Below are 22,930 nucleotides of genomic sequence, written 5' to 3' on the forward strand. Positions count from 1 at the left end.
GGAGCGTACGACGCAGGGAATTGCCGAGGGTGTAGCCGAAGCCCGGCTCCAGCGGCTCGATCACGAACCGGGAGCGGAACTCGTCGACGACCTCTTCGGTCAGGGACGGACGCTGAGCAATCAGCACGAGATGTTGCCTCCAGTGGTTCGGCGCCCGCTATGTGACGCCATTGACACCATGAAGGGTACGGGCGATGCGGACGATGCGGTCGCCACGGAGGCCGAACCGCCCGTGTCGCCAACCCGGCGAGGAGGCTTCGGGCCTCCCTTCCGCTCGCTGCCCCCACGGCCGTTTCTGCAGCTCATGGCCCTGTGCTCAGCAATTACGTCCCGGCACGGAATCCCCGTTGCCTCAGTCGCTGTCCACGCCGGCGAAGGAGAGTCGTAGGTCCGCCGCCGTACGCCCTGTGCGCGGTCAGCGGTATGCCGGGACGCCGACGCCGACGCCGACGCCGACGCCGACGCCGACGTCGTCGAGGAGTCCGCGGACGCGGCGCTCGATGTCGCAGCGGATCGGCCCGCCGGGCTCGGGGTCATCCGACCACGCGACGGCGCGCGAATCGTTCAGCCAGGAGCGCCTGGGGCGTTACACAGCCTCAGCCGTGGTGGAGCTCGTCGGGCCGATAGCTGGCTCTGACGTGGACGCGTTCGCCCTGGGGGCCGAGGATGCTGAGGAACTCCACCGGTCGCGTGTCGGCGTTGCCGAACCAGTGCGGGAGGTGGGTGTCGAATTCGGCGACCTGGCCGCTGCTGAGGACGAGGTCCTGGTCACCGAGTACGAGGCGCAGCCGTCCGTTCAGGACGTACAGCCAGTGGTAGCCCTCGTGTGAGCGGAGATCGGGTTCGCGACCGGTCGTCAGGCCGGCGGGGAGGATCTGCTTGAACGCTTGTAGCCCACCGGGTTTGCGGGTCAGTGGGATGACGGTCATGCCGTTGCGGGTGATCGGTTTCGGATACACCCGGGGGTCGCCGTCGGCCGGGGCGCCGACGAGTTCGTCGAGCGGCATCTGGTAGGCCCTGGCCAGGGGCAACAGTAGTTCCAGGCCCGGCTTGCGGTGCCCGGACTCCAGCCGGGACAGGGTGCTGACCGCGATTCCGGTGGTCTCCGACAGGGATGTCAGGGTGGCTCCGCGTCGGCGTCGCAACTCGCGTAGCCGGGGTCCGACCGCGGCCGGCACGGCATCGAACTTGTCGCTCATCCGCTCACCGTGCCCACGCTTTGCACTTTTCGCAAAGAACTTTGTCGATTCGTCATGGCGGGGGCAGGTTGGCGGCGGAGGCGGTCACGACGGCTCGGCTCAGGCCGGTGCCGGTGATCGACAGCGGTCATTCGCGTCGGCAGCCCCTCTGCGCGCGCTGGCCATGGGCGACCGGCGCGCCGGCCTGTGGCCACGCCCGCGGCCCACCTCCACCACCAAGGAGAGGATCATGGACACTCAGTTCTGGGACGAGATGTATCGCAGTCGGGACCAGGTCTTCAGCGGCGCACCCAACCGAGTGCTCGTCACCGAGGTCACCGACCTCACGCCGGGGCGAGCACTCGACGTGGGATGCGGTGAAGGCGCCGACGCACTGTGGCTGGCCCGACAAGGCTGGCAGGTCACCGCGGTCGACATCTCCCGGACCGCCCTGCAACGCGCCGCCGCCGCGGCCACGGATGTCACGGGTCGTGTGGCGTGGACACTGGCCGACCTGACCACCGCGCCACCCGCGGTCCGCTCTTTCGATCTGGTGTCCGTTCAGTACTTCCCGCTCTCGCACGTGCCGGATCACACCGTGCTGCGCGGCCTGCTGAACACCGTCGCACCCGGCGGCACCCTGCTCTTCGTCAGCCACGACCCCGCCGGCCTTTCCCCACGCCCGGAGGACGGGTTCGACCCCGGCGACTACTACCAGCCCGACGACATCGCCAGGCTCCTCGACCACGACTGGACCGTTCTGATCAACGAAACCCGCCCACGAACCGACCCGGCACCCGCCGGCACACACCACACCCACGACACGATCCTGCGAGCGCAACGGCTGCGGTAATCGGACCTGGGCGGGCTGACGGTCTGTTCGCGTGCTCCTAGGGGGTGGGAGCAGAGCCGGGGCCTCCACGGTGGAGGCCCCGGCTCTGTTGTCGGGGCGAGCGGTTGACGGTTACGGGGTCAGGGTCTGGCCGAGGCGGGCGCCCGTGGGAGTGCCGAGAATCTCGCGGCCGTAGTAGACGCCCGTGCTGGTCGAGACACCGGAACTGCCGCTGTCCAGCTGCAGAAGGGTGCCGTCGTAGCTGTTCTCGCCCTCCGCGCCGATGGCGAGGTCGGCCCGGCCCCAGCCGGACAGGTCCTGCAGGACCACGGAGGAGCCGAACTTGTCGTTGGCCTCGGTCCAGCCGGTGATGCCGCTGGTGTCCTGGTGGAAGCTCAGCGCGCCGGAGCCGGTGAGGCCGGTGGAGGTGCCCTTGAGGAGCAGGGCCAGGCCCGCGTTGGTCTGGTTGGTGCCGCTGCGGGTGATGTCCTCGTTCGGCAGACCGGTCAGGACGTCTGCGTAGCCGTCGAGGTTGTAGTCGCCGGCGGAGACGGACCAGCCCATGGCGTCGCCGGACTCGGCGGCGCCGGGGACGCCGGTGGTGTCCTGGTGGATCGTCCGCATGCCGGTGGTGGTGAAGCCGGTGGAGGTGCCGGGGACGACGGTGACCTGGCCGCCCTTGTAGGCGCCGGACTCGGCGGTGTAGGGCTGGCCGATGACGATGTCGTCGTAGCCGTTGCCGTTGACGTCGCCCGTGGCGATGGAGCGCCCGCCCTTGACGGACAGGACGCTCACCTTGACCAGGCCGGAGGGGGTGCCCTTGAACCAGGTGACGCGGCCGATGCCCGACTGGTCGCGGTAGTTCAGCGCCACGTCTGTGTAGCCGTCGCGGTTGAAGTCGCCCGTGGCGGAGTCCGCGTAGGCGACGGGTCCGGCGGCGGTGGTCAGCTTGCCGTACTGGGTGGCGCCGCCGGTGAGGCGGGCGTTCCAGGAGCCGCCGGTGCCGGTGCCGGCCGCGAAGACGTCGGCCTTGCCGTCCGCGTTGAAGTCGCCCACGGCGACGGTGATGCCGAGTTTGGCACCGGGGGCGGTGACTCCGGTGGTCGTGTACGAGTGACCGGAGTTCAGCCCGGGCCCGTACAGGACGGTGACGGCGCCGCGGTCGGCGTTGCCGGATGTGTCGTCCTCGCCGGGCGAGCCGATGGCGAGGTCCGCGGTGCCGTCGCCGTTGACGTCACCCCAGGCCGTGGCGGCGCCCCAGCTGTCGCCCAGCTCGGAGGCGCCGGGCACGCCCGGGCTGGACTGGGTCAGCTTGATCTTGGCGCTGCCGACGGGGCCGTCGGTGCCGCCGGGCACGACGACGACGTTGCCGACGCTGCCCGAGGCCCTCGGCACACCGGCGACGAGGTCGGTGACGCCGTCACGGTTGAAGTCGGTGGTGGCGAGCGCGTGCGAGATGCCGGGGTTCGCGGCGAGCGAGCGGACCAGCGACAGCTGCGCGTAGAGGTTCCTGCCCGGGCAGGCGGTGGCGTTGGTGTCGCGGTGGCCGAAGATCCTCGGCAGCGTGATCGACTCGCCCTTCGCGATCAGGTTGCCGTCGACGCCCTTGTCACCGGCCGAGGTGAGCGTCACGGTGCCCTTCGGGTCGGCGCCGTACTGACCGAGTCGCCAGGCGGCGACCCGGGCGATGGCGTCCAACGCCGCCCGGGTCGGCTTCACCGTCTCGGTGTTGGCGAGAAAGGAGATACCGATGGTGTTGGTGTTGAAGCCGTAGTCATGCGCGCCGCGGACCGGGAGGTCCATACCGCCGCTGCGGCCCTCGAAGATCTTGCCGCAGCGGTCCACGAGGAAGTGGTAGCCGATGTCGTACCAGCCCTTGGCCAGGTGGCCCTGCTGGATGGTGCGCACGCGCTCGGCGGAGTTCACGCACGAGGTCCCGTTGTCCACGTCCACACCGGTGTGGTGGACGACGACGGCCTTGACCTCGGTGCCGTATTCGGGCGTGCCGTTGTACTTGCTGCTGGCGCCCCACTCGGCCTGGGGGATGACCGGCGGCTTGACGACCGTCGACCCAGGAGCGGTCGGGACCGTCGGCGACGGCGATGCGGAAACCGTCGGCGATGCCGAAGCAGAGCCGGACGGATCCGCGGGGGTCGGTGAGGCGGTCTCGGTGGCAGGGTCCGACACGGCGGGCGCCGCGCTCCCGTCCGGCGAGGTGCTGTCCGCCGGAGCGGCCGTGTCCGTCGGCGTGGCCGCGGGCGTGGTCTCCTCCACGGCGTAAGCGGCCGGCTCGGCGGCGGGTGCCTGTGCCTCCCTTGCCGTCGTACCCGGGTCGATCAGTTTGAGGGCGATGCCCTCGGGCAGCGCGGTGGCCGTGGCGCCGTCCGCGGCCGTGACCCGCAGCTCGACGGCATCGGATGCACCGGTCCACAGCACTTCGGTGCCGCCCAGCGCCCCGGCCCGCTTCGCCTCCGCTCCGTCGGCGGCGAGCTCCGCCACCAGCGGCTTCCACCCGGACCACTCACCGGTCTCGAGGCTGCGGGCGCGCGCCTCGGCCGTACCGTCGAGCGGCGCCTTCGCCCCCTTCCACGTGAGCATGAGCCCGCTGAACCGCTCGGTCTCCTGCTTGTCCACACCCTTGCGGCCCGTGCCCCGCGCCTCCAGCTTCATGCTGTGCACGGACGCCGGCCTGGCCTCTTTTCCGGGCCTCGGCCGCTCGTCGGACGGTCCGGCGACGGCATACGTCACGATGCCCCCGCCTCCCAGAACCACGGCCCCGAGGGTCAGCCAGGTTCTTCGCTTCAGACTCAGCGGTTTGTACGCATGCGTCGTACGGCGACTCAAATGTCCCACCCCATTGGAAAGTCACGTGAGGCACACCCGTCACGCGGGCGGACCGCTGTGCCCAGCGCGACGTGATCGTGAAACGTCACAGCTCACGAGGGTGAAGTGACGCAGATCACTGATTGGGGCGATGCGGACTGGGCCGCCGGCACGGCTCGGCCTGTCACGAGGCGCTGGGCGACCGAGCGTTGGTGAGAAGACTCCGCCGCCGGGTTGTCGCAGCGGCCCGGTTGGAGCTGGGGCAACCTGATCGAGGAGAAGCGCCATGCCGATCAGGCAAGGGCCGAACAGGCGAACCTGAAACGCCGTCAATCCTCCCTGACCTGCTGGTCAGTGCCGCCCTCGCGGCGGGGGAACCTCTCCAACGCAGGGGGAGCGAGCGGGGTGTTGTCCTTCGACCCGCGCTGCTGCCGGTGACGCGTGCAGGGGCAGACCTGTCACGTGGGGAACGGGCCTGTCCCTGCACGCCTGCGCGTCCCCACAGTCCTCCGCGTGCGACGAAGTACGACGAAACGGAGCCCGTCAACAAGAGTCCGGCGCCGTCGTGCCGTGACGGCGCCGGACTACTCCTGAGCGTGCCGGATGGCGTCCAGCACGATGTGGGCGATGTGGTCGTCGCTGAGGTGGTACTGGATTTCGCGGGCCTGGCGGCGGGTCGTCACGATCCGGGAGTTGCGCAGGACCCGCAGATGCTGCGAGACCAGCGGCTGGCTCACGCCGAGGGCGGCGACCAGTTCGTGGACGTACTTTCCGCCCTCGGACAGTTCGCGCACGATGCCGAGGCGGACGGGAGAGGCCAGTGCCTTCAGCAGGTCACTGGCGGCCTCCAGGGCGCGTATCGGTTCGTCCGCCGGGGCTGTCGGGGAGGGGGGAGGGGTCATCGTCACATGCATATATTAGCAAGTGACAATGATTTCCGGTCCGGGTTCGTGTCGCCGAACGCGGATCCGGTTCAGTGGTCGTCCCAGTGGCCCTCGTGCGCGGCGTGACGGTGGCCGTCGTGCACGTAGTCCACGTGGTCCTCGTGCGGCACGGCCACGTGGCCGCAGCCCTCGCCGTGCTGGTGGTCGTGGCCGCCATGGGCGGTGTGGCCGGCGCTCGCGCATTCGTCGACGTGGTCCTCGTGGGACTTGTGGATGTGGCCGTCGTGCGCGTAGTCGATGTGGTCGCCGTGCGGGATGGCGACGTGGCCGCAGCCCTCGCCGTGGGCGTGCGTGTGGTCGTCGTGCGTGCGGTGCTCGGTGGCGGTGGTCATGTGGTGCTCCTCTTGGTGCTCTCCGGTTGCCTGAGGCTCGTGCTCCGCAGGCCGTGCGTGGCCACATTAACATATGGCAATTCACGCATGTGTCGCCCCGAAGTCCACCAACTGGGGCGGTTGGCCCGGGTCGAGGTCCGACAGCAGCCGGTTGGTGCCGGCGCTCGCCTCGGCCGGCGAGCGGCTCGCCATGGTGGTCAAGCCAGGTGCGACGTGATGGCAGTAACGCAGGTCCTGAGCTTCCAGGCATCCGGGTGCTGGCCGGCGCTCCGGTTGCGGGGCCTCTGTCAGGAGCCGCAGGTCCGATTGCGACCGAGTCGGCACCGACTTAGCGTCATGAATGTCGTTTTAAACGACGGAGCCGACATTATTCCTATGTCGGCTTCCGTTTGGTGGCAGTGAATGGAGCATTCATGTCGGTGATGACCGGTACCCAACCCCTGCAGCAGGCGGGCCCGCAGACCGGCGGCCCGCAGCAGATCGCCCAGCTGGTCCAGCAGACCATCCAGCAGGCGTGCCAGCAGACGGCCCAGCAGGTCGCGCAGCAGGTGCAGCAGACGTTCCAGCAGATCCAGCAGGTCCAGCAGCAGCTCCAGCAGCAGGGGATCGCCCAGCATGCGCACCCTTACCTGGCTCTCGCGCTGCACCGCACGCTGGCCTCGGGTGTCCGGCACGCGGTGGAGCAGTCCGTGCAGCAGGCGCTGCCGACCGCGATGCTGGCGCTGCTCCAGCAGGGCCAGCAGGGCCAGCAGGGCCAGCAGGGTCAGCAGGGTCAGCAGGGCCAGCAGGGCCAGCAGCAGTGGGGCGGTGGGTTCGGCCAGCAGTCTCAGCAGCCGTACGGCCAGCAGGCGTTCGGCCAGCAGTACCAGCAGCCTGGCTTCGGTTTCGGCCAGATGAGTCAGCCGTTCGGTATCGGCTGACCTGAGGGCGGCGCGATGCGGTGTGCCCCGGAGCGGTTCCCGGGCACACCGCATCAGCGTGCGAGCGCGAGCCGCCCCGTGGCCCGATCAGAAGCACAAGTACGCACAGGTACGACGTAGGCGTGGTGAAGGTGGACGTGATGGTCAAGGAAAGGCCCGAGAACAGCCGCTCGAGCGGGTCCGAGGGTGACGGCGGGGGAGGGTCCGAACCCGAGGGCAGGAATGCGGGACCACGGGAGAAAGGCGCGCGGTCACCGCGCACGGTGCAACCGCGCCCGGAGCGGTACATGGTGACACCGTTGCCCCAGCATCTGCTCCCACCAGGAGTGGCCGAGCTCAGCATGGACGCGGTGTGTGACCGGATGGGCCAGATGCCCGAGGTCAAGGTGATCCGCAGGCTCCACCCTTCGGAGAAGCTCCAATCGGCCGGGCAGCACCCCTCGTGCCCGGAATTCGCGGTCGTCGAAGCAGCCGACTCCCAGATGTCGGCGCTGCGGTCGCTGCACGTACACATCGAGCCGGACCTGCCGCTGCCGGGAACCGGACCGGCCGCGGCACCGATCCCGGGGGTCGTGCCACTCCGCGATCCGGGACTGGTCGTGCCGCTGGACGAACCTGCGCAGATCTCGCTGCGCGTGTGCGGCCCGGAGGACGAACCGCTGGCCGGAGCGGTGGTGTTCCTGATCGGGGCGTCATGGCCGGGCCAGGGCATCACGGGGGCCGACGGAAAGGTCACCGTCACGCTGGCCACGGAGACCGCGGGGTCCGTTCAGTCGCTGTACGTCCGGCCTGCGGGCGGTTACGTGGACCGCTGGATCCATCGCCCGGACCTGTCGGTGACCGGGGAGAACCTGGTCACCCTCACACCGCTGGGCAAGGTGTCCCCGGGGCTGGACGAGAGGCAGCAGTACGGCTGGGGCCAGCAGGCCATGCGGTTGGACCGGCTGCCGCCCACGTTCCGTGCCTTCGGAGTCAAGATCGCGGTCATCGCTTCGGGTGCCGCCTCGGAGCACCCCGATCTGAAGGACCGGGTGCGCTCCGGGATCGATCTGGTCCGTGGCACGGACGAGGGCTGGGCCCATGACCCGGTGGGCAGCGGGACCCACGCGGCGGGGATCATCGCCGGGGCGGACACCGGCACGGGTCTGATCGGCATCGCGGTCGACGCCGAGATCGAAGTGTGTCAGGTACTGCCGGACGGCTGTTTCAGTGACCTGATCGCCGCTCTGGACCACTGTATCGAGCGCGAGATCGACATCGCCCATATCGCGGTGGCCGCCCCGTACTCGTCGGCCCTGGTCTCACGCAAGCTGGCCGATGCCAACGCGGCGGGTGTCGCCTGTGTCGCCCCTGCGGGCGACACGGCAGGGCCGGTCGCCTTCCCGGGCTCGCTGCCCACCGTGTTCGCCGTGGGCGCGCTGGGGGTCTTCGGCTCCTACCCGCCGGACACGTCCCAAGCCACCCACTCGGGTTCGCAGCTGACGCCGGGCGGGCTGTTCGCCGCGCCGTTCAGCTGCTACGGCCCCGGAGTCGACGCGGCCGCCCCCGGCGTGGCGGTCCTGTCGTGTTCCCCGCAGGGCGGGTACGTGGCCCTCGACGGCACCGGCACGGCCTCGGCCCACGTCGCCGGTCTCGCTGCCCTCGTGCTCGCCCATCACGAGGACTTCCACGGCCAGTTGCTGCCCCGCGGACCGGGGAGGGTGAACCACCTGTTCGAGATCATCGCGGCCAGCTGCCGCACGCTGGCCGCTCCGGGCACCGTGGACGGGGCGCGGGTCGGGCGTGGCCTGCCCGACGCTCTCGTCGCCCTGGGCCTGGCAACGGGAGTGCAACTCGCTCCGGCCTTGTCACCCCACGCTCCCTCCATGGCCGGCTAGGGGCGGTCGGCCCTGCCCCTTCAACACGGCCACCGAGCGGCGCCCGGCCTTGATGGGACGGGCGCCGCTTCCGCAGCAGGCGGGGAAGCAGAAGTCGTCGTAGCGTCCGGCGATGATGGTGGGCACGTGGTTGCCCCGTTGTTCGCGCTTCTCTCGCCTTGTCACTGCCGAAGGTGGAGCATGGGGTTAGCGAGCGAAGGAGGCCCGTCATGCAATCCGGAGCCTCGGATGACGACCGCTGGCTGTACGCGCGTACCCCGTCGCAGGCCGAGGGGGAGCGCGACGAGCCGGGCGATCGCAGCGCCATGGAACGGCACCCGGACGTGCCCAGGACCGAACCATCTCAAGCGGAGGGCGAGCGGGCGGACGACATCCCGACGGGTCAGTGAACTCCGCGCCGGGAAGTCGCTGTCAGCGGGAGCCGGCCTCGTGCCCGGCCATGCGGAAGGGCGACGAAAGCCACGAGGCGTACGCCGGCGACCTGTGTCCCGAGCCCGTGGGTTTCACGGGCCCGGGGACCTGCTCGTGCCGGGGGCACCCGGCTTGACCAGCCCTGTCTCGTACGCGAGCACGACGGCCTGGGCGCGGTCGCGCAGGCTCAGCTTGGCGAAGATGCGGGCCACGTGGGACTTCACCGTGGCTTCGCTCAGGGTGAGTCGGGCGGCCAGATCCGTGTTGGACAGGCCGCGGCCCAGCAGCGTGAGGACCTCCAGTTCGCGGGGGGTCAGGGAGGCCAGGTCGGCGCGTACGGCGGGTGGGGCGTCGGCGGCGTCCCTGGCGAAGCGTTCCACCAGGCGCCGGGTGATGGAGGGGGCCAGGAGGGCGTCGCCGGTGTTCACCAGGCGTATGGCTGCCGCCAGGTGTTCCGGTGTGACGTCCTTCAGGAGGAAGCCGCTGGCTCCGATCGACAGGGCCGTGTAGACGTAGTGGTCCAGGTCGAAGGTGGTCAGCATCAGGACCCGGCAGTCCGGGGACTGTTCCAGGATGCGGCGGGTGGCCTCCAGGCCGTCCATGGTCGGCATGCGGATGTCCATCAGCACGACGTCCGGGCCGAGCTCGCGCGCCAGCGCCACCGCCTCCGCGCCGTCGGCCGCCTCGCCCACCACTTCGATGCCGCGGGCGGTCAGGATCAGTCGGAAGCCGGTCCGGATCAGGGTCTGGTCGTCGACGATCAGCACGCGGGGCGTCGAGTCGACCGCGGGCGCTCTCACGGGCGGTCCAGGGGGATGCGCGCACGGACGCGGTAGCCGCCGCCGAGGCGGCGCCGGGCGTCCAGGTCTCCTCCGTACACCGCGACCCGCTCCCGCAGGCCCAGCAGCCCCCGGCCCGTGCCCGTGCCCGTGCCCGTGCGGAGCCGCGGGGTCGGCGGCCGCGGGGTGCCGCCGGTCAGCACGCTCGGGCCCGTGTTCAGCACCTCCACGCGCAGCGCGTGGTCCGCGTACCGCACGGTGACCTCGGCCTTGCCGCCGTCGCCGTGCCGGAGCGCGTTGGTCAGCGCTTCCTGGATGATCCGGTACGCCGTCACGTCGATTGCCTGCGGCAGCGGGCGCGGCTCGCCGGAGATGCGAACCTCGACGGGCAGGCCGGCGAAGGAGATCCGGTCGACGAGCGGGCCCAGCCGGTCGAGGCCGGGCTGCGGTGCCAGACCCACCTCTGCCCGGTCGTCGTCGCCGTCCCCGTCGGGGCCCGGGTCCGTGTCCTCGCCGCTCTGCGACGGTGCCAGTACTCCCAGCAGATGCCGCAGGTCGGTCATCGCGCCGCGCCCCGCGTCCTCGACGGCTCGCAAGGCCGCCGAGGCCTCGTCGGGCATCGTGCCCAGGACCTCGCGGGCGGCCCCGGCCTGGACCACCATGAGGCTGACGCTGTGACTCACGATGTCGTGCAACTCCCGGGCGATACGGTCGCGTTCGGCCGCGATCGCGGCGCGGGCCGCGCTCTCCCGCTCCCGCTCCAGGAGCCAGCCGCGTTCCCCCACGGCCGCCTGCCACCTCCGTCGCGTACGCACCAGTGCCACCGCCAGCCACACCACAGCCGCACACGCCACCCCCAGCCCCGCCATCAGCCCGTTCGGCTCCCACTCCCACACGGGTTCACCTTGGCAGACGATCACCGGGACCGCATCGGCCTGTGGATGCAGGACCTGCATCTCCAGGATGAGGAGCCGGCCGAGGTGCAACCCGGAGAGGGATGTCCGGGCACGCGGCCTCCCCTTAGCGTCCTGTGCATGGTCACTGAGGACAGCAGGGGAGAAGCCGTCGTACGGCTCGACGGCGTACGCAAGGAGTACGGCGAGACGACGGCGTTGGACGGGGTGTCGCTGGAGATCCGGCCCGGGGAGGCGGTCGCGGTGATGGGGCCGTCGGGGTGCGGCAAGTCCACCCTGCTCAACATGATCGCCGGGTTGGACCGGCCGACCGGCGGCACGGTCGTCGTGCACGGCGAGAATGTGGGGGAACTGAGCGAGAAGGGCCTCGCCCTGTACCGGCGGCGCCGCATCGGCATGATTTTCCAGTTCTTCAACCTCGTCGACGACCTGTCGGCGCTCGACAATGTCGCCCTGGCCGCGCAGCTGACCGGCAGCCCGGCCCGGCAGGCCCGTCGCCGCGCGCTGGAACTCTTCGACGAACTCGGCATCGCCGACCGGCGGAACGCCTATCCGGCGGTGCTCAGCGGCGGCGAACGCCAACGCGTTGCCGTGGCCCGGGCGTTGATGAACCGGCCCGCCCTGCTGCTGGCCGACGAGCCGACCGGCGCCCTGGACAGCCGCTCCGGCGAGCAGGTGATGGACCTGCTGCTCGACCTCAACCAGATCGGCCAGACGCTGATCCTGGTGACCCACGACGAGCATCTCGCCAGGCGCTGCGCCAGCCGGCTCGTCGAGTTCACCGACGGCCGGGTCACCGGCGAGCACACCTTGGAGCCGTCCGCATGAGGGCGGTGTGGTGGGCCGCGCGCGCGGCGGTACGGCGGCGCAGGCTCCAGACGCTCGTCATCGCCCTGGTGACGCTGACCTCGACGGCGGCGATGGTCGTGGCGCTCGGCCTGGTGGACGCGGCCTCCGCTCCCTTCGACAAGGCCTTCGGCAAGCAACGCGGCCCGCATGTCATCGCCGCCTTCGACCCCGCCAAGGTGTCCGACGCACAGCTGACGCAGGCGGCCGGGCGGTCGGGCACCGAGGCCGCCGGGCCCTTCGCCCAGGCCACGGTCGAACTCCCGGACGGCACCATGAACTTCGGCCTCGGCCGTGAGATCACGGTCGCCGGCCGTGCCGACCCCGGCGGCCCCGTGGACCGGCTGGAGGTGTGGGCGGGCCGCTGGGCCACCCGGCCCGGCGAGATCGTCCTGAACCGGGACCCGGACTGGACCGCCGACGACCTGGGCAAGAAGGTCCGGGTGCCGTCGGGCCGGTCCCTCACCGTCGTCGGTTTCGCCTTCGACCTGAGCCGGACGGCGGACGCCTGGGTCGCTCCCGCGCAGATCGGCGCCCTGCACCCAACGGTCACCCAGATGCTCTTCCGCTTCCCGGACGCCTCGTCGGAGGAACGGCTGCGCATGCAGTCGGACGCGGCGACCGAGGGGCTCCCGGCGGACGCGCTGACCGCCTCACGGTCGTATCTCACCCTCAAGGACCAGGTGAGCAGCTCGGCCCGGGCCTACACCCCCTACCTGATGGCCTTCGGTATCCTCGGCATCGCGGTGGCGGTGCTCATCATCGGCAACGTGGTCAGCGGTGCGGTGATCTCCGGCTTCCGGCACATCGGCGTGCTCAAGGCCCTGGGGTTCACACCGGGGCAGGTGGTCGCCGTCTACCTCACAATGATCTCCGTCCCGGCGGTCCTCGGCTGTGCGCTCGGCACCGTCCTCGGCAACGTGCTGGCGCGCCCCTTCTTCGGGTTCGTGTTCACGGGGCCCGACGCCGGCGTGTTCCACGACGACGTCTCCGTCGCGCCCTGGGTGAACGCCGTCGCCCTGCTCGGCGTGCCCGCCGTGTGCGTCCTCGCCGCCCTCGCCCCCGCGGTGCGCGCGCGCCGCCTGTCCGCGGCGCAGGCCATCAGCGCGGGCAGCGCACCGCGCGCCGGGCGTGCCCTGGGCATCCAGCGGCGGCTGGCGGGCAGCAGGCTGCCGCGCTCGGTGAGCCTGGGGATGGGCCTGCCGTTCGCCCGGCCGGGCCGCAGCGCCCTCACCCTCGCCGCCGTCCTCCTCGGCGTGACCACGGTGACGTTCGCGACCGGACTGGCCACCACGATGAACCGGTTCGGGAACGCGGGCCGCGACGCCTATCAGGTGACGGTGTACGCGAGCAACTTCAAGGACGGCAAGGAGATCAAGCCGGCGCACGGCGACCGCGAACTCCAGTCGCTGTTGCGCTCGTTGCCCAGCGCCCGTGAGGTCACCGCCCGGTCCAACACCGATGTGCGCGTGGCGGGCTCCGCGCACAAGGTGGAGCTCGAAGGCCGGCGCGGCGATCGGCTCCAGCTGGACAGTGTGCTCACCGAAGGCCGGTGGACGCGCGGCACCGGCGAGATCGTGGCCGGGTCGGCCTTCCTGCGCCAGAACGGCCTGCGGGTCGGCGACCACCTCCGCCTGGAGAGGGGCGACCGGAGCCAGAAGGCGGTCGTCGTCGGGGAGTACATGGAGAGCGACGCCCGGCGGATCGTCGCCGACTGGCCGACGATGACAGCCCTGTCCCCGCAGGAGAAGCCCATCGCCTACCACGTCAAGCTCCGCGACGGAGCCGACCCGGCCGCCTACGCACGCGCGGCCAGGGCCGCCGACCCCGGAATCAGCCCGTCGCCGCAGGGGCCCAACAGCGTCACGCAGACAATCATCGGCTCCGCCTCGGTGCTCACCCTGATGCTCGCCCTGGTCGCCGCCCTCGGCGTCTTCAACACGGTCGTCCTCAACACCCGTGACCGCCGCCGCGACCTGGGCATGCTCAAGTCCATCGGCATGACCCCGAGACAGGTCACGGTGATGACGGTGACATCGATGGCGGTGCTCGGCGCGATCGGCTCGCTGCTCGGCATCCCGTTGGGCATGGCGGGCTACGACCTGGTGGTGCCGAGGATGGCGGACGCGGTGGACATCAGCCTGCCCTCGTACATGACGGACGTCTGGCAGGCCCTGTCCCTGACCGGCCTGGCTCTCGCGGGCGTCGCGATCGCGGTGCTGGGCGCGTACGTTCCGGCGCGCCGCGCCGCGCGGCTGACGATCGCCGAGGTGCTGCACAACGAGTGAGGCGGGTCAGCTGCGAGAGGGTCGCTTCACCGCAGTGCGCATGGTTTCCGAGACGGAGTGAGCCAGTCAGCACGTGGGCCGCTCACAGAGCGGCATGCCCTTACGGGCCTTGTCTGCGTCGACGTGAGACGGCCCAGGAGGCCAGGAAGAACATCGGCAGGGAGATCCCGATCAGCTGTGCGGCGCCGGTGACCGCGCTCAGGAGGAAGCCGTCCTCCAGGCGGGCGATGCCCTGGTACCAGCCAACCACCACGGCCATCAGCACGAGATAACCGCCGATCGCGGTGCCCACGACGTTCCGGACCAACGTGGGCCAGCCCCGCCTGACCGGCGCCGGGGCGAGCCGTCGCGCAGGCGCCCAGGCGGTGGTCGGGCGGTGTCGGCGGATGAGCAGGCCGAGGCCGAGGTAGCCCATGACCAGGAGGTAACCGGTCAGCATGACCGCGATGTTGAGGTGCACAGGCAGCATGGCAGGCTCCACGGGGTCAGGTGGGCTCTTGGAGCAGGAAGTGCCAGCCGCGTACGAACGTGTGCCAGCCGAGCCACAGCCACAGGGCGAACAGAGTCCAGCGGCCTGCGGGGTAGCGCATGACGGCGTTGGTTGCGTCGCTGAGGGTGGGGAAGCCGTCGTCGGGGCGCAGCAGGCCGATGCCTTCCCAGGCGAAGACGGCGCCGAACAGCACTGCCCAGACGAGATAGCCGATCACCGGATGCTCTGCCACTGCGTCTCCTGCTCTGGTGGGGTATCGGTGGCTGTCAGGTCGATGATCGGTCACAACGGGCTCGGCACTCCGGACCCGGCCCGCGCGTCAAGCCGCCCGAGGAACCGGTCATCCGCGTTCGGCGGAGCGTCGGCGCGGAGGCGGCGGCCGAGCGGGTCGTGGAAGTGGGTTTCGGGCGCGTCGATGCGGAACTGGGTGCCGTGTCACGGGGTAGAAGCCCGTCAGGACCCGAGGTGAGGATGGACACGATGAACCAGATGCCCCGCTGGGTCGTGCAGGCGGTCGCGCTGCTGGCTGCGGTCGCGGTGTTGCTGTGGGCGGCGACCTGGCTCGTGGAGAACTTCTGAGGCGGCCGTCCCGCTGCGTGATGTCCGGCTCAGGGCGACGCGTCGCGTGGCCGGTTGATGCCTGTCTCGTAGGCGAAGATCTCGGCCTGCACGCGGTCGCGCAGGCCGAGCCGCAGGTGCTCGATGTGGTGGACGGCCTGGTCGAGGAGCTGGGCGACGTGGTCGTCGTAGAGGCGGTAGACGATACGGCGGCCGTCGCGTTGCCCGGTGACCAGACCGAGGACGCGCAGCAGCCGCAGCTGGTGGGAGACCGCTGACTGCTCCATGCCGATGGCGGCGGCGAGTTCGGTGACCGAGTACGCGGCGTGGCGCAGGGCGGTGAGGATGCGCAGCCGGGAGGGGGTGGCCAGGGCTTGGAGGGTGGCGGCGACGGAGGCCGCGGTGACCTCGTCGAGGCGGGCGGCCGCGATGATGTCGCGGCCGCCCGCGTCCCCGTCGGGGCGGACGGGCTCAGCGGCGTGCACGGGCTCGGGCCTCGCGCGGCGGGCGGACGAACTGCAGCTCCAGCGTGGCCGGGGGCTCCGCGACCCCGGGCCCTCCGTCGGCGGCCCAGCGCAGCAGGTCGTCGGTGCAGTCGTCGTCCATGGCGAAGCCGATCCAGGTCGCTTTGCCCCCGGCCCGGCGTCCGGCGGCGGAGGGCTGGACGACGATGACGTTGGCCTGGTCGCAGGGGCCCAGGCAGTCCGTCGTACGGACCTCGAAGCCGTGCTCGGCCGCGCCGGCCCGCAGCCGGTCCAGCTGCCAGGCGTGGTCGGTGCCCGGGTGCTTGCGCGGGTTGCCGCAGCAGCAGCCCCGGCAGACGACGAGCGTGCAGGGGCGTGCGTGCGCCGCGCCGACGGTCACCGTACGCCGGCTCACAGGGCGGTCCTGGAGGGCACCCCGTAAGCCCGGACCCGGCCGTCCCGGTACGCGGCGATCAGCAGGTGCGGTCCGGCCCAGGTCAGCGCCGCGACGGCCGCGCCGTCCGCGGGCAACTCGCGTGCGGGGCTCAGGCGTTGCTGCGGTCGTCCGGCGGTTGCGTACCACAGAGCCACCGTGCCGTCGGCGCTGCCGCTGGCCAGGTGGCCTCCGTTGCCCGGCCGCCAGGCCAGTGCCGTGACCGTCTCGTGGCAGCGCAGGGAGCGCGGTGCCGTCCCTGCCGGTCCCTTGCCGGAGAAGTCCCAGACGGTCACGTCCGGCGCGCCGTCGGCGGCCAGCCAGAACCCGGTGTCGTCGAAGGCGAGGCGGGAGACCTTCTCCGAGTAGCCGGACATGGTCAGTTCGCTGCCGTCCCGGGTACGCCAGATGTGGATCGAGGCGTCCTGGTTGCCGCTGCAGATCCACTTCCCGGTGGGTGCGACGGCGAGCGCGAGGTGCGACCCGACATAGGGGTACGTCACCACCGGTTTCGGCGTGTGCCGCTCGTGGCCGTGCACGGCACCGTAGGCGGCCACCGCGAGCCGCCGCCCCTGCCGCAGCCAGGCCAGGTCGGTGACCGTGGACGCGGCGGGATCCGTACGCCACAACTCCTCACCGTCCGCGTCCAGGACGAGCGCGCGGCGCCCCGAGGCCACGGCCACCCGCCCGGGATCCGCCCATGCCGCGGCCGCCGACCAGGCGCCGGGCTCCCGTACCGTCGTACGGCCGTCCGCGCGCCGCCACAGCGCGTACTCCAGCGGACCGGTGACCGCCAAGTGCCCGGCATCCGGGGCCAGTTCGACGCTCAGTGCCCCGCTGGGCAGTTCGAGGGCGCCCACCTCGGCCCCCATCGCCGCGTCCAGCACACGGACCGTGCCCTCGGCGCCCGCGACGGCCACCAGGTCGCCGCGCGCGCTCAGTGCGACGGGCGCGTCGTCGACGGTGATGTCCCAGGCGACGGTGAGGTCGGAGTCGACCGTGGTGCTCACGCCACCGCCCCCGCCGTGGCCAGGCACGCGGCGAAGTCGCGCTCCAGCGCCTGCCGGTCGAGGTTCCGGCCGATGAACACGAGCCGGTTGCGCCTCTCCTCGCCGTCTCGCCAGTCCCGCCCGAACTGCCCGTCCAGCAGCATGTGCACGCCCTGGAAGACGTACTGCCTGGGGGTCCCGGCGAGGGCGAGGATGCCCTTGGAGCGGAAGATGTCGACGCCCTTGGTGCGCAGCAGGGTGCCGAGCCAGGCGTTGAGCTTGTTCTCGTCGAGTTCGCCGGGCAGGTCGATGCCGACCGAGGTGACGGTGGTGTCGTGCTGGTGCTCGGTCTCGGTGAGGAAGGACGGGTCGTCGGCGAGGACGCGCTCCAGGTCGAACGCGCCGACATCCAGCACCTGCTGGAGGTCGATCTCGGCGTGCTGGGCGGGGATGATGCGCACGCCGGAGTTGATGGCCCGGACGCGGCGGATCACCTCCCCAACGGATTCCTCGTCCGCGAGGTCGGTCTTGTTGAGCACCAGGCGGTCGGCGAAGGCGATCTGCTCGACGGCCTCGTTCTCCACGCCCTCAGGCTTCACCTCGTCCAGGTGCTGGAGCACATGGGCGGCGTCGACCAGCGTGACGATGGCGTCGAGGCGCAGTTGGGCGGCGATCTCGTCGTCCATGAAGAAGGTCTGCGCGACGGGGGCCGGGTCCGCGAGCCCGGTGGTCTCGATGAGGATGTGGTCGAACTTCTCCCGCCGGCGCATCAGCGCGCCCAGGATGCGGATGAGATCCCCGCGCACGGTGCAGCAGATGCAGCCGTTGTTCATCTCGAAGATCTCTTCCTCGGCGTCGAGGACGAGGGCGTCGTCGATGCCGACCTCACCGAACTCGTTCTCGATGACGGCGACCCTGAGTCCGTGGTTCTCGGTGAGGATGCGGTTGAGGAGGGTCGTCTTGCCCGAGCCGAGGAAGCCGGTCAGGACGGTGACGGGAACTCGTTCGTCACGAGGTTCCGTTGTGGTGGTCAATTCGGGCTCCTGGTGGTCCTAGTGGTCCTGATGGTGGTCCTGGTCGGGGGCGAGCAGCGCGTGCCGAAGGTCGTCCTCGGTGATCTGCTCGGCGGGCTGGAGCAGGGTCCAGCGGCGGGCCGCGCCGTCCATGGGGAGAACTGCGACGACGGTCTCCAACGGCGGGCAGCCGGGCTCGGTGCAGGCGAGCTGCCGGACCATGACGGCGGTGTCGTCGTCGAGACCGAGCAGCGTGCGCACGGTCTCCTTCAGCTCGCGCAGCTGCGGGCTCGGCCCGGGCTGTCCTGGTGTGCGGGATCCCAACGGCACTGCGGCACTCCCTCTTGGTCTTCGGTGGTGTGGCAGTCGGCGCACAGGCCGGTGAGTTCGACTGTGTGCTCCACCGCCGCGAACCCGGTTTCGGCGGCGATCTGATCAGCCCACTGCTCGACGATCTCGGAGTCCACCGGACGGCTGCTGCCGCAGCAGCGGCAGATCAAGTAATGGCGGTGGCCGTCGTCGGGCCGCCGACGGTAGAGCCGTCCGCCTGCCTCGTCGCGTACGACGTCCACGCCGCCCTCCGCCTCCAGGTCACGCAGTGCGCGGTAGACGGTGGTCAGGCCGATCGACTGGGCGTCGGCGACCAGCCGGGCGTGCAACTCCTGGGCCGACACGAAGTCCTGGCAGCCCGCGAGCGCACTCAGGACCGCCCTCCGCTGCCGGGTCGTCCGGCCACCCACGGCAGATCACCCCCATCAGCGCTCGCCGGATCGGCACACGCCATACTAAGTGAAAATGAAATCCATATCCATATGAACGATAGCTCATGTGTGGGTGGATGTGCGAGCCAAGATGAGCGGAGGTGCCCCGGCCGCGCGGTCGGCGACACAGACGCCGCCGGCGACACGGAGGGGCAGGGTCCGGTGCAAGGCAGCCGGGATCGCCGGCCCCGCGGGGTGAGGGATCAGCGAAGTCGCCGTTCCTCCAGCGGTGCGGCCCGCAGTCGTCCGGCGGCATCGCTCGGCAGATGCGGTGTATGACCCACCAGGCGGGCGGAGTTGGCGACCACGGCGATGCTGCTGGTGTTGTGCAGCAGGGCGGCGAGGACGGGGTTGATGGAGCCTCCGGCGCTCGCGATGAGGCCGGCGAGGTTCACGCCGATGGACAGGGTGTAGTTCTGGCGTACGACGCGCAGGGTGTGCCGGCTGAGCTCGACGACGGCGGCGACATTGCGCAGGTCGTTGCCGGCCAGGGCGATGTCGGCGGTCTCGAGGGCGACGTGGGAGGAGTGGGCGCCCATGACGATGCCGACGTCGGCGAGGGCCAGGGCGGGGGCGTCGTTGGTGCCGTCGCCGACCATCGCCACGCTGTGTCCCTCTGCCTGGAGGTCGCGGATCAGCTGGAGTTTGGCCTCGGGCAGTGCGTGGGCGTGGACTTCGGTGATGCCGAGGGTGTCGGCGACGGCCTGGGCGGTCTCGGGTGCGTCGCCGGTCAGCAGCACGATGCGGGTCACCCCGAGGTCGGTCAACTGGCGCACGACGGTGTCGGCTCCGCCGCGTACGGCGTCGGACAGGCCGAGCATGCCGATCAGCTTGTCGTCGTGGGCGAGGCAGATAACGGTCTCGCCGGCGGCGCGCAGCCGGCTTGTCCAGTCCTGGGCCACTTCGGAGAGTTCGAGGCCGTGGCGGCGCAGCAGGGCGGGGCTGCCCACCAGCAGGCGGCTGCCGTCGAGTTCGGCGCGTACGCCCATGCCGAGGACGACCTCGCAGGCTTGGTGGATCGGGATGTGCAGGTGCTGTTCCTCGGTACGCCGGACGATGGCTTCGGCGAGCGGGTGCCGCGCGTGCAGTTCTCCGGATGCCGCAAGGCTCAGCACCTCGTCGGCGCTGAACGTCTCGTCGAGCGTGACCACGCTGGTGACCAGGGGACGGCCGAGCGTGAGGGTGCCGGTCTTGTCGAAGACCACGGCGGTGACACGGCCGATGCCCTCCAGGTGGGTGCCACCCTTGATGAGTGTGCCTCGGCGGGCGCCGTTGCCGATGGCCGCGCTGATCGCGGTGGGGGTGGCCAGGCCCGCGGCGCACGGGCAGGCGATCAGCAGCATGGTCATCGCCCGTCGGGCGTCGCGGGTCAGGATGTACGTGATTCCGGCGAGGGCGAACGAGACGGGTACGAAGCGGCGGGTGAAGGTGGCGGCGACGGTCTGGATCGGGGCCCGGTCGGCCTGCGCCTCCTCGACCCGGGTGATGATCCGCCCGACGACGGTGTCCTGGCCGACCGAGGTGGCCCGTACGGTGAGGGAGCCGGTGGAGACGAGGGTGCCCGCGTACACCTCGGTGCCCGGTTGCACGTACACCGGGAGCGCCTCGCCTGTGATCGCCGCCTGGTCGACCAGTGCCTCTCCGGACTCGGCGGTGCCGTCGACAGGGATGCGGTGGTGCTCGTACACCGCGACCACGTCCCCGGCCCTGACCTCCGCGAGATCGACCTCCACCTCCACGCCGTCGCGGACCAGCCAGACCCGCTCCTCACCGATGGAGAGCAGTTCCTCGATGGCGCGCCGGGTCCGTCGCAGGGTGATGGCCTGCAGGAACTCACCGATGTTGAGCAGCCACAGCACCATGAGCGCGACCACGTTCTCGCGCAGCACGAGCGAGATCACGGTCGCCGTCGTCACCAGCAGATCGGTGCCCGCGTGGCGTCGGCCGCCGAGGCTGCGTGCGGCGCCGCGGAAGAACGGCAGTCCGGTGAACACGGTGACCGCCCCGAGGAAGCCGGCCGAGCCCCCCGGGGTCCACGGCGGGCGGCCGAGCAGACGCCGCAGTCCCACCAGCGCGAGCACCGCACCGCCGACCACCAGTCGCGCGACCTCCCCCGTGGAGGAATCGGGCACGGACCGGCTGGCCCTCGCGGGCACCCCGGGCGGCGGCGCCGCGTCGAGGGCCGCGACCAGCCGGTCCACGTCGACCAGGTCGGGCTGCACCCAGACGATCACGGCACCGGTGCGCGGGAAGATACGCAGCGCCCTGAACCCCGGCAGATCCGTGAACCGCTCATCGACGATCCCGGCGCATCCGGGCCGCGCCCGCAGCCAGGGAACCATCAGCCGTACACGGCCTGCGGCGGCGGACCGCACCATCACCCCGGAGCCGGAGCCGGAGCCGGAGCCGGAGCCGGAGCCGGAGCCGGAGCCGGAGCCGGAGCCGGAGCCGGAGCCGGGTTCGGGTTCGGGGGATACCGGGCCGGGAGCGGGAGCGGGAGCGGGAACGGCGGCGGAGCCGGAAGCGGGCGCCGGAACGTCGCCGGGTGCGGACGTGCCGGACATGGCGACCGCCTCTCAGTGCTCGTGATCGTGGGCGTGTCCCTCGACACCGACCGCCGAGGGCGGCGGCGCCTCCTCACCCAACTGCTCCCTGGCCTCCGCCAGGAGGTCTCCTGCCTTCAGGCGGGCCTCCTCGGCGGCTTCGCCGAGCCGGCGCCCCGTCGTGATGCCGCCGGCGATGCCGTTGACCAGAACTCGGCGGGCCACGGGTTTCGCCTTGGGCGCGGCTTTGGCGGCTCCCCGCAGAACCAGCATGCCGGCGGTACCGGAGAGGGCGTAGTGCGTGATGCGGCCCACGACCGCACCCGCGAAAGCGGCGGGATGCATCATGGCCTCCTTCCGCGGAGCGGATTCATCCGTCTTCGGTGCGGTAAGTCCATTCTCTCCCTCAGCGGATATCGCGCACCAGCCGTAGCGCGCCGAGCCGAAGCGACAGAGGGCCAATTCCCGGTAATGATTGTCATATGGAATGGCTTAAAGACGGTCTTGACATCCGTTTCCATCTAGCTTGGTGCTGACGCCGGGACGGATTGCACTCGGCGGACAACTCACCTTGTTGCGGAGGAATCCATGCGCGCGTCCTCGTTTCGACGCCTCACGCCGGTGATGACCGGCGCCTGCTTGATCCTCCTGGCGGGCTGCGGCAGTTCGTCGGATTCCGGCAGCGGCACCGATACCTCGCAGAGCCCCGCCGCGGCCTCCGCCATCCCGGTGGTGGCCTCAACGAACGTCTACGGGGACATGGTTGAGCAGATAGGCGGCCGGAAGGTGAAGGTCACCTCGGTCATCAGCGACCCCGACCAGGACCCGCACTCCTACGAGGCCAACACCCAGAACCAGTTGGCGCTGTCCAAGGCGAAGGTCGTCATCGAGAACGGCGGCGGTTACGACGACTTCATCGACCGGATGCTGAAGAGCAGCGACTCGTCCGCCGAGGTGATCAACGCGGTCGAGGTCTCCGGGAAGACCGCCCCGGCAGGCGGGGAGCTCAACGAGCACGTCTGGTACGACTTCCCCAGCGTCGGCAAGGTCGCCGACCGCATCGCCGCCGCCCTGGGCAAGGCCGACCCGGCCGAGGCCGCCGCCTTCACCAAGAACGCTCAGGACTTCAAAGCGAAGCTGAAGCCGCTGGAGGCGAAGGAGAATCAGATCAAGACCGACCACGGCGGCGAGGCGGTGGCCATCACCGAGCCCGTCCCGTTGTACATGATCGAGGCCGGCGGGCTCAGGAACGCGACGCCTGCCGCCTTCAGCGAGGCCATCGAGGAGGGCGACGACGTCTCCGCCAGGGACTTGCAGGAAACGCTGGCGCTGTTCACCGGCAAGAAGGTCCAGGCGCTGGTCTACAACGAGCAGACCTCCGGCCCGCAGACCGAGAAGGCCGAGCAGGCGGCCAAGGCCGCCGGGATTCCCGTCGTCCCGGTCACCGAGACCCTGCCCGAGGGTAAGGACTATCTCGGCTGGATGACCGCCAACGTAGACGCGCTCGCGAGCGCGCTGGCCAAGTGAGGCGGCCC

At 70.9% G+C, this 22,930-nt stretch carries 23 protein-coding genes and 1 pseudogene; 7 read left to right on the forward strand and 17 right to left on the reverse strand.

Features of this window, described 5'->3' with window-relative positions; genetic code table 11:
* Both GAS53_RS34375 and GAS53_RS34385 read right to left on the reverse strand, forming a co-directional pair.
* Positions 1-127 (reverse strand): annotated as a pseudogene (locus tag GAS53_RS34375) (DNA-directed RNA polymerase subunit alpha); the annotation flags it as partial.
* A gap of 469 nt (positions 128-596) precedes the next feature.
* Positions 597-1,199 carry an XRE family transcriptional regulator gene (locus GAS53_RS34385; protein ID WP_151481679.1) on the reverse strand — a complete coding sequence of 201 codons (603 nt, stop codon included), beginning with the start codon at positions 1,197-1,199 and terminating at the stop codon, positions 597-599.
* Between the two features lie 229 nt (positions 1,200-1,428).
* Between GAS53_RS34385 and GAS53_RS34390 the strand changes: the two genes are divergently transcribed.
* On the forward strand, positions 1,429-2,031 hold the full coding sequence (locus GAS53_RS34390) for a class I SAM-dependent methyltransferase (RefSeq protein WP_151481680.1): 603 nt from the start codon (positions 1,429-1,431) through the stop codon (positions 2,029-2,031).
* Between the two features lie 111 nt (positions 2,032-2,142).
* Here GAS53_RS34390 and GAS53_RS34395 read toward each other — a convergent pair whose 3' ends face one another.
* From GAS53_RS34395 to GAS53_RS34405, 3 genes are all read right to left on the reverse strand, one after another.
* A complete protein-coding gene (locus GAS53_RS34395; protein ID WP_318723305.1) occupies positions 2,143-4,782 on the reverse strand; it encodes an FG-GAP-like repeat-containing protein in 2,640 nt (879 codons plus the stop codon).
* Positions 4,783-5,417: 635 nt separating this feature from the next.
* Positions 5,418-5,735, reverse strand: a complete 318-nt coding sequence (locus GAS53_RS34400) for an ArsR/SmtB family transcription factor (protein WP_151481682.1) — start codon at positions 5,733-5,735, stop codon at positions 5,418-5,420.
* 71 nt (positions 5,736-5,806) lie between these two features.
* The gene (locus GAS53_RS34405) at positions 5,807-6,109 is read right to left on the reverse strand and encodes a hypothetical protein (protein WP_151481683.1); all 303 of its coding nucleotides are present in this window, start codon (positions 6,107-6,109) and stop codon (positions 5,807-5,809) included.
* A 413-nt stretch (positions 6,110-6,522) separates the two neighbouring features.
* On the opposite strand from GAS53_RS34405, the gene GAS53_RS55455 reads away from it, so the two are divergent.
* The 3 genes from GAS53_RS55455 (at position 6,523) to GAS53_RS34420 (ending at position 9,295) form a co-directional block, all read left to right on the forward strand.
* The gene (locus GAS53_RS55455) at positions 6,523-7,029 is read left to right on the forward strand and encodes a hypothetical protein (RefSeq protein WP_192583403.1); all 507 of its coding nucleotides are present in this window, start codon (positions 6,523-6,525) and stop codon (positions 7,027-7,029) included.
* Between the two features lie 287 nt (positions 7,030-7,316).
* The gene (locus GAS53_RS34415) at positions 7,317-8,906 is read left to right on the forward strand and encodes a S8 family serine peptidase (RefSeq protein WP_225859259.1); all 1,590 of its coding nucleotides are present in this window, start codon (positions 7,317-7,319) and stop codon (positions 8,904-8,906) included.
* 209 nt (positions 8,907-9,115) lie between these two features.
* Entirely contained in the window at positions 9,116-9,295 is a 180-nt protein-coding gene (locus GAS53_RS34420) for a hypothetical protein (protein WP_151481685.1), read from the forward strand.
* A gap of 114 nt (positions 9,296-9,409) precedes the next feature.
* Here GAS53_RS34420 and GAS53_RS34425 read toward each other — a convergent pair whose 3' ends face one another.
* Complete coding sequence (locus tag GAS53_RS34425) at positions 9,410-10,117, reverse strand: response regulator (protein WP_151481686.1); 708 nt, start codon at positions 10,115-10,117, stop codon at positions 9,410-9,412.
* A complete protein-coding gene (locus GAS53_RS34430; RefSeq protein ID WP_225859260.1) occupies positions 10,114-11,052 on the reverse strand; it encodes a sensor histidine kinase in 939 nt (312 codons plus the stop codon). The genes GAS53_RS34425 and GAS53_RS34430 overlap by 4 nt, the downstream gene beginning before the upstream one ends.
* A 78-nt stretch (positions 11,053-11,130) precedes the next feature.
* Here GAS53_RS34430 and GAS53_RS34435 point away from each other — a divergent pair, with 78 nt between their 5' ends.
* Complete coding sequence (locus tag GAS53_RS34435; RefSeq protein ID WP_151481687.1) at positions 11,131-11,838, forward strand: ABC transporter ATP-binding protein; 708 nt, start codon at positions 11,131-11,133, stop codon at positions 11,836-11,838.
* On the forward strand, positions 11,835-14,144 hold the full coding sequence (locus GAS53_RS34440) for an ABC transporter permease (protein WP_151481688.1): 2,310 nt from the start codon (positions 11,835-11,837) through the stop codon (positions 14,142-14,144). The genes GAS53_RS34435 and GAS53_RS34440 overlap by 4 nt, the downstream gene beginning before the upstream one ends.
* A 100-nt stretch (positions 14,145-14,244) precedes the next feature.
* Here the strand turns inward: GAS53_RS34440 and GAS53_RS34445 are convergent, their stop codons facing one another.
* The 10 genes from GAS53_RS34445 to GAS53_RS34495 all read right to left on the reverse strand — a co-directional run bounded on the left by GAS53_RS34445 (position 14,245) and on the right by GAS53_RS34495 (position 21,743).
* Positions 14,245-14,613 (reverse strand): DUF6256 family protein, encoded by a 369-nt coding sequence (locus GAS53_RS34445; RefSeq protein WP_151481689.1) that lies wholly within the window; start codon positions 14,611-14,613, stop codon positions 14,245-14,247.
* Between the two features lie 16 nt (positions 14,614-14,629).
* Positions 14,630-14,866: a DUF6186 family protein gene (locus GAS53_RS34450; RefSeq protein WP_151481690.1), complete on the reverse strand. Its 237-nt coding sequence runs from the start codon at positions 14,864-14,866 to the stop codon at positions 14,630-14,632.
* 376 nt (positions 14,867-15,242) lie between these two features.
* A complete protein-coding gene (locus tag GAS53_RS34455) occupies positions 15,243-15,677 on the reverse strand; it encodes an ArsR/SmtB family transcription factor (RefSeq protein ID WP_192583404.1) in 435 nt (144 codons plus the stop codon).
* Entirely contained in the window at positions 15,664-16,071 is a 408-nt protein-coding gene (locus GAS53_RS34460; RefSeq protein ID WP_151481691.1) for a (2Fe-2S) ferredoxin domain-containing protein, read from the reverse strand. Before GAS53_RS34460 ends, GAS53_RS34455 begins: the two co-directional genes overlap by 14 nt.
* Complete coding sequence (locus tag GAS53_RS34465) at positions 16,068-17,099, reverse strand: WD40 repeat domain-containing protein (protein ID WP_151481692.1); 1,032 nt, start codon at positions 17,097-17,099, stop codon at positions 16,068-16,070. The genes GAS53_RS34460 and GAS53_RS34465 overlap by 4 nt, the downstream gene beginning before the upstream one ends.
* Entirely contained in the window at positions 17,096-18,112 is a 1,017-nt protein-coding gene (locus GAS53_RS34470; protein ID WP_151481693.1) for a CobW family GTP-binding protein, read from the reverse strand. The genes GAS53_RS34465 and GAS53_RS34470 overlap by 4 nt, the downstream gene beginning before the upstream one ends.
* An 18-nt stretch (positions 18,113-18,130) precedes the next feature.
* Entirely contained in the window at positions 18,131-18,352 is a 222-nt protein-coding gene (locus tag GAS53_RS34475; protein ID WP_225859261.1) for a hypothetical protein, read from the reverse strand.
* A gap of 8 nt (positions 18,353-18,360) precedes the next feature.
* Complete coding sequence (locus GAS53_RS34480) at positions 18,361-18,831, reverse strand: Fur family transcriptional regulator (RefSeq protein ID WP_151481694.1); 471 nt, start codon at positions 18,829-18,831, stop codon at positions 18,361-18,363.
* A 224-nt stretch (positions 18,832-19,055) separates the two neighbouring features.
* On the reverse strand, positions 19,056-21,416 hold the full coding sequence (locus tag GAS53_RS34485; protein WP_225859262.1) for a heavy metal translocating P-type ATPase: 2,361 nt from the start codon (positions 21,414-21,416) through the stop codon (positions 19,056-19,058).
* Between the two features lie 12 nt (positions 21,417-21,428).
* Complete coding sequence (locus GAS53_RS34495; RefSeq protein WP_225859263.1) at positions 21,429-21,743, reverse strand: DUF1490 family protein; 315 nt, start codon at positions 21,741-21,743, stop codon at positions 21,429-21,431.
* Positions 21,744-21,983: 240 nt separating this feature from the next.
* Here GAS53_RS34495 and GAS53_RS34500 point away from each other — a divergent pair, with 240 nt between their 5' ends.
* Positions 21,984-22,922, forward strand: coding sequence for a metal ABC transporter solute-binding protein, Zn/Mn family (locus GAS53_RS34500; RefSeq protein ID WP_151481696.1), 939 nt, complete (start codon positions 21,984-21,986; stop codon positions 22,920-22,922).
* Positions 22,923-22,930 lie beyond the last annotated feature (8 nt).

The sequence above is a fragment of the Streptomyces albicerus genome (genome assembly GCF_008905045.1).
Lineage (GTDB): Bacteria > Actinomycetota > Actinomycetes > Streptomycetales > Streptomycetaceae > Streptomyces > Streptomyces albicerus.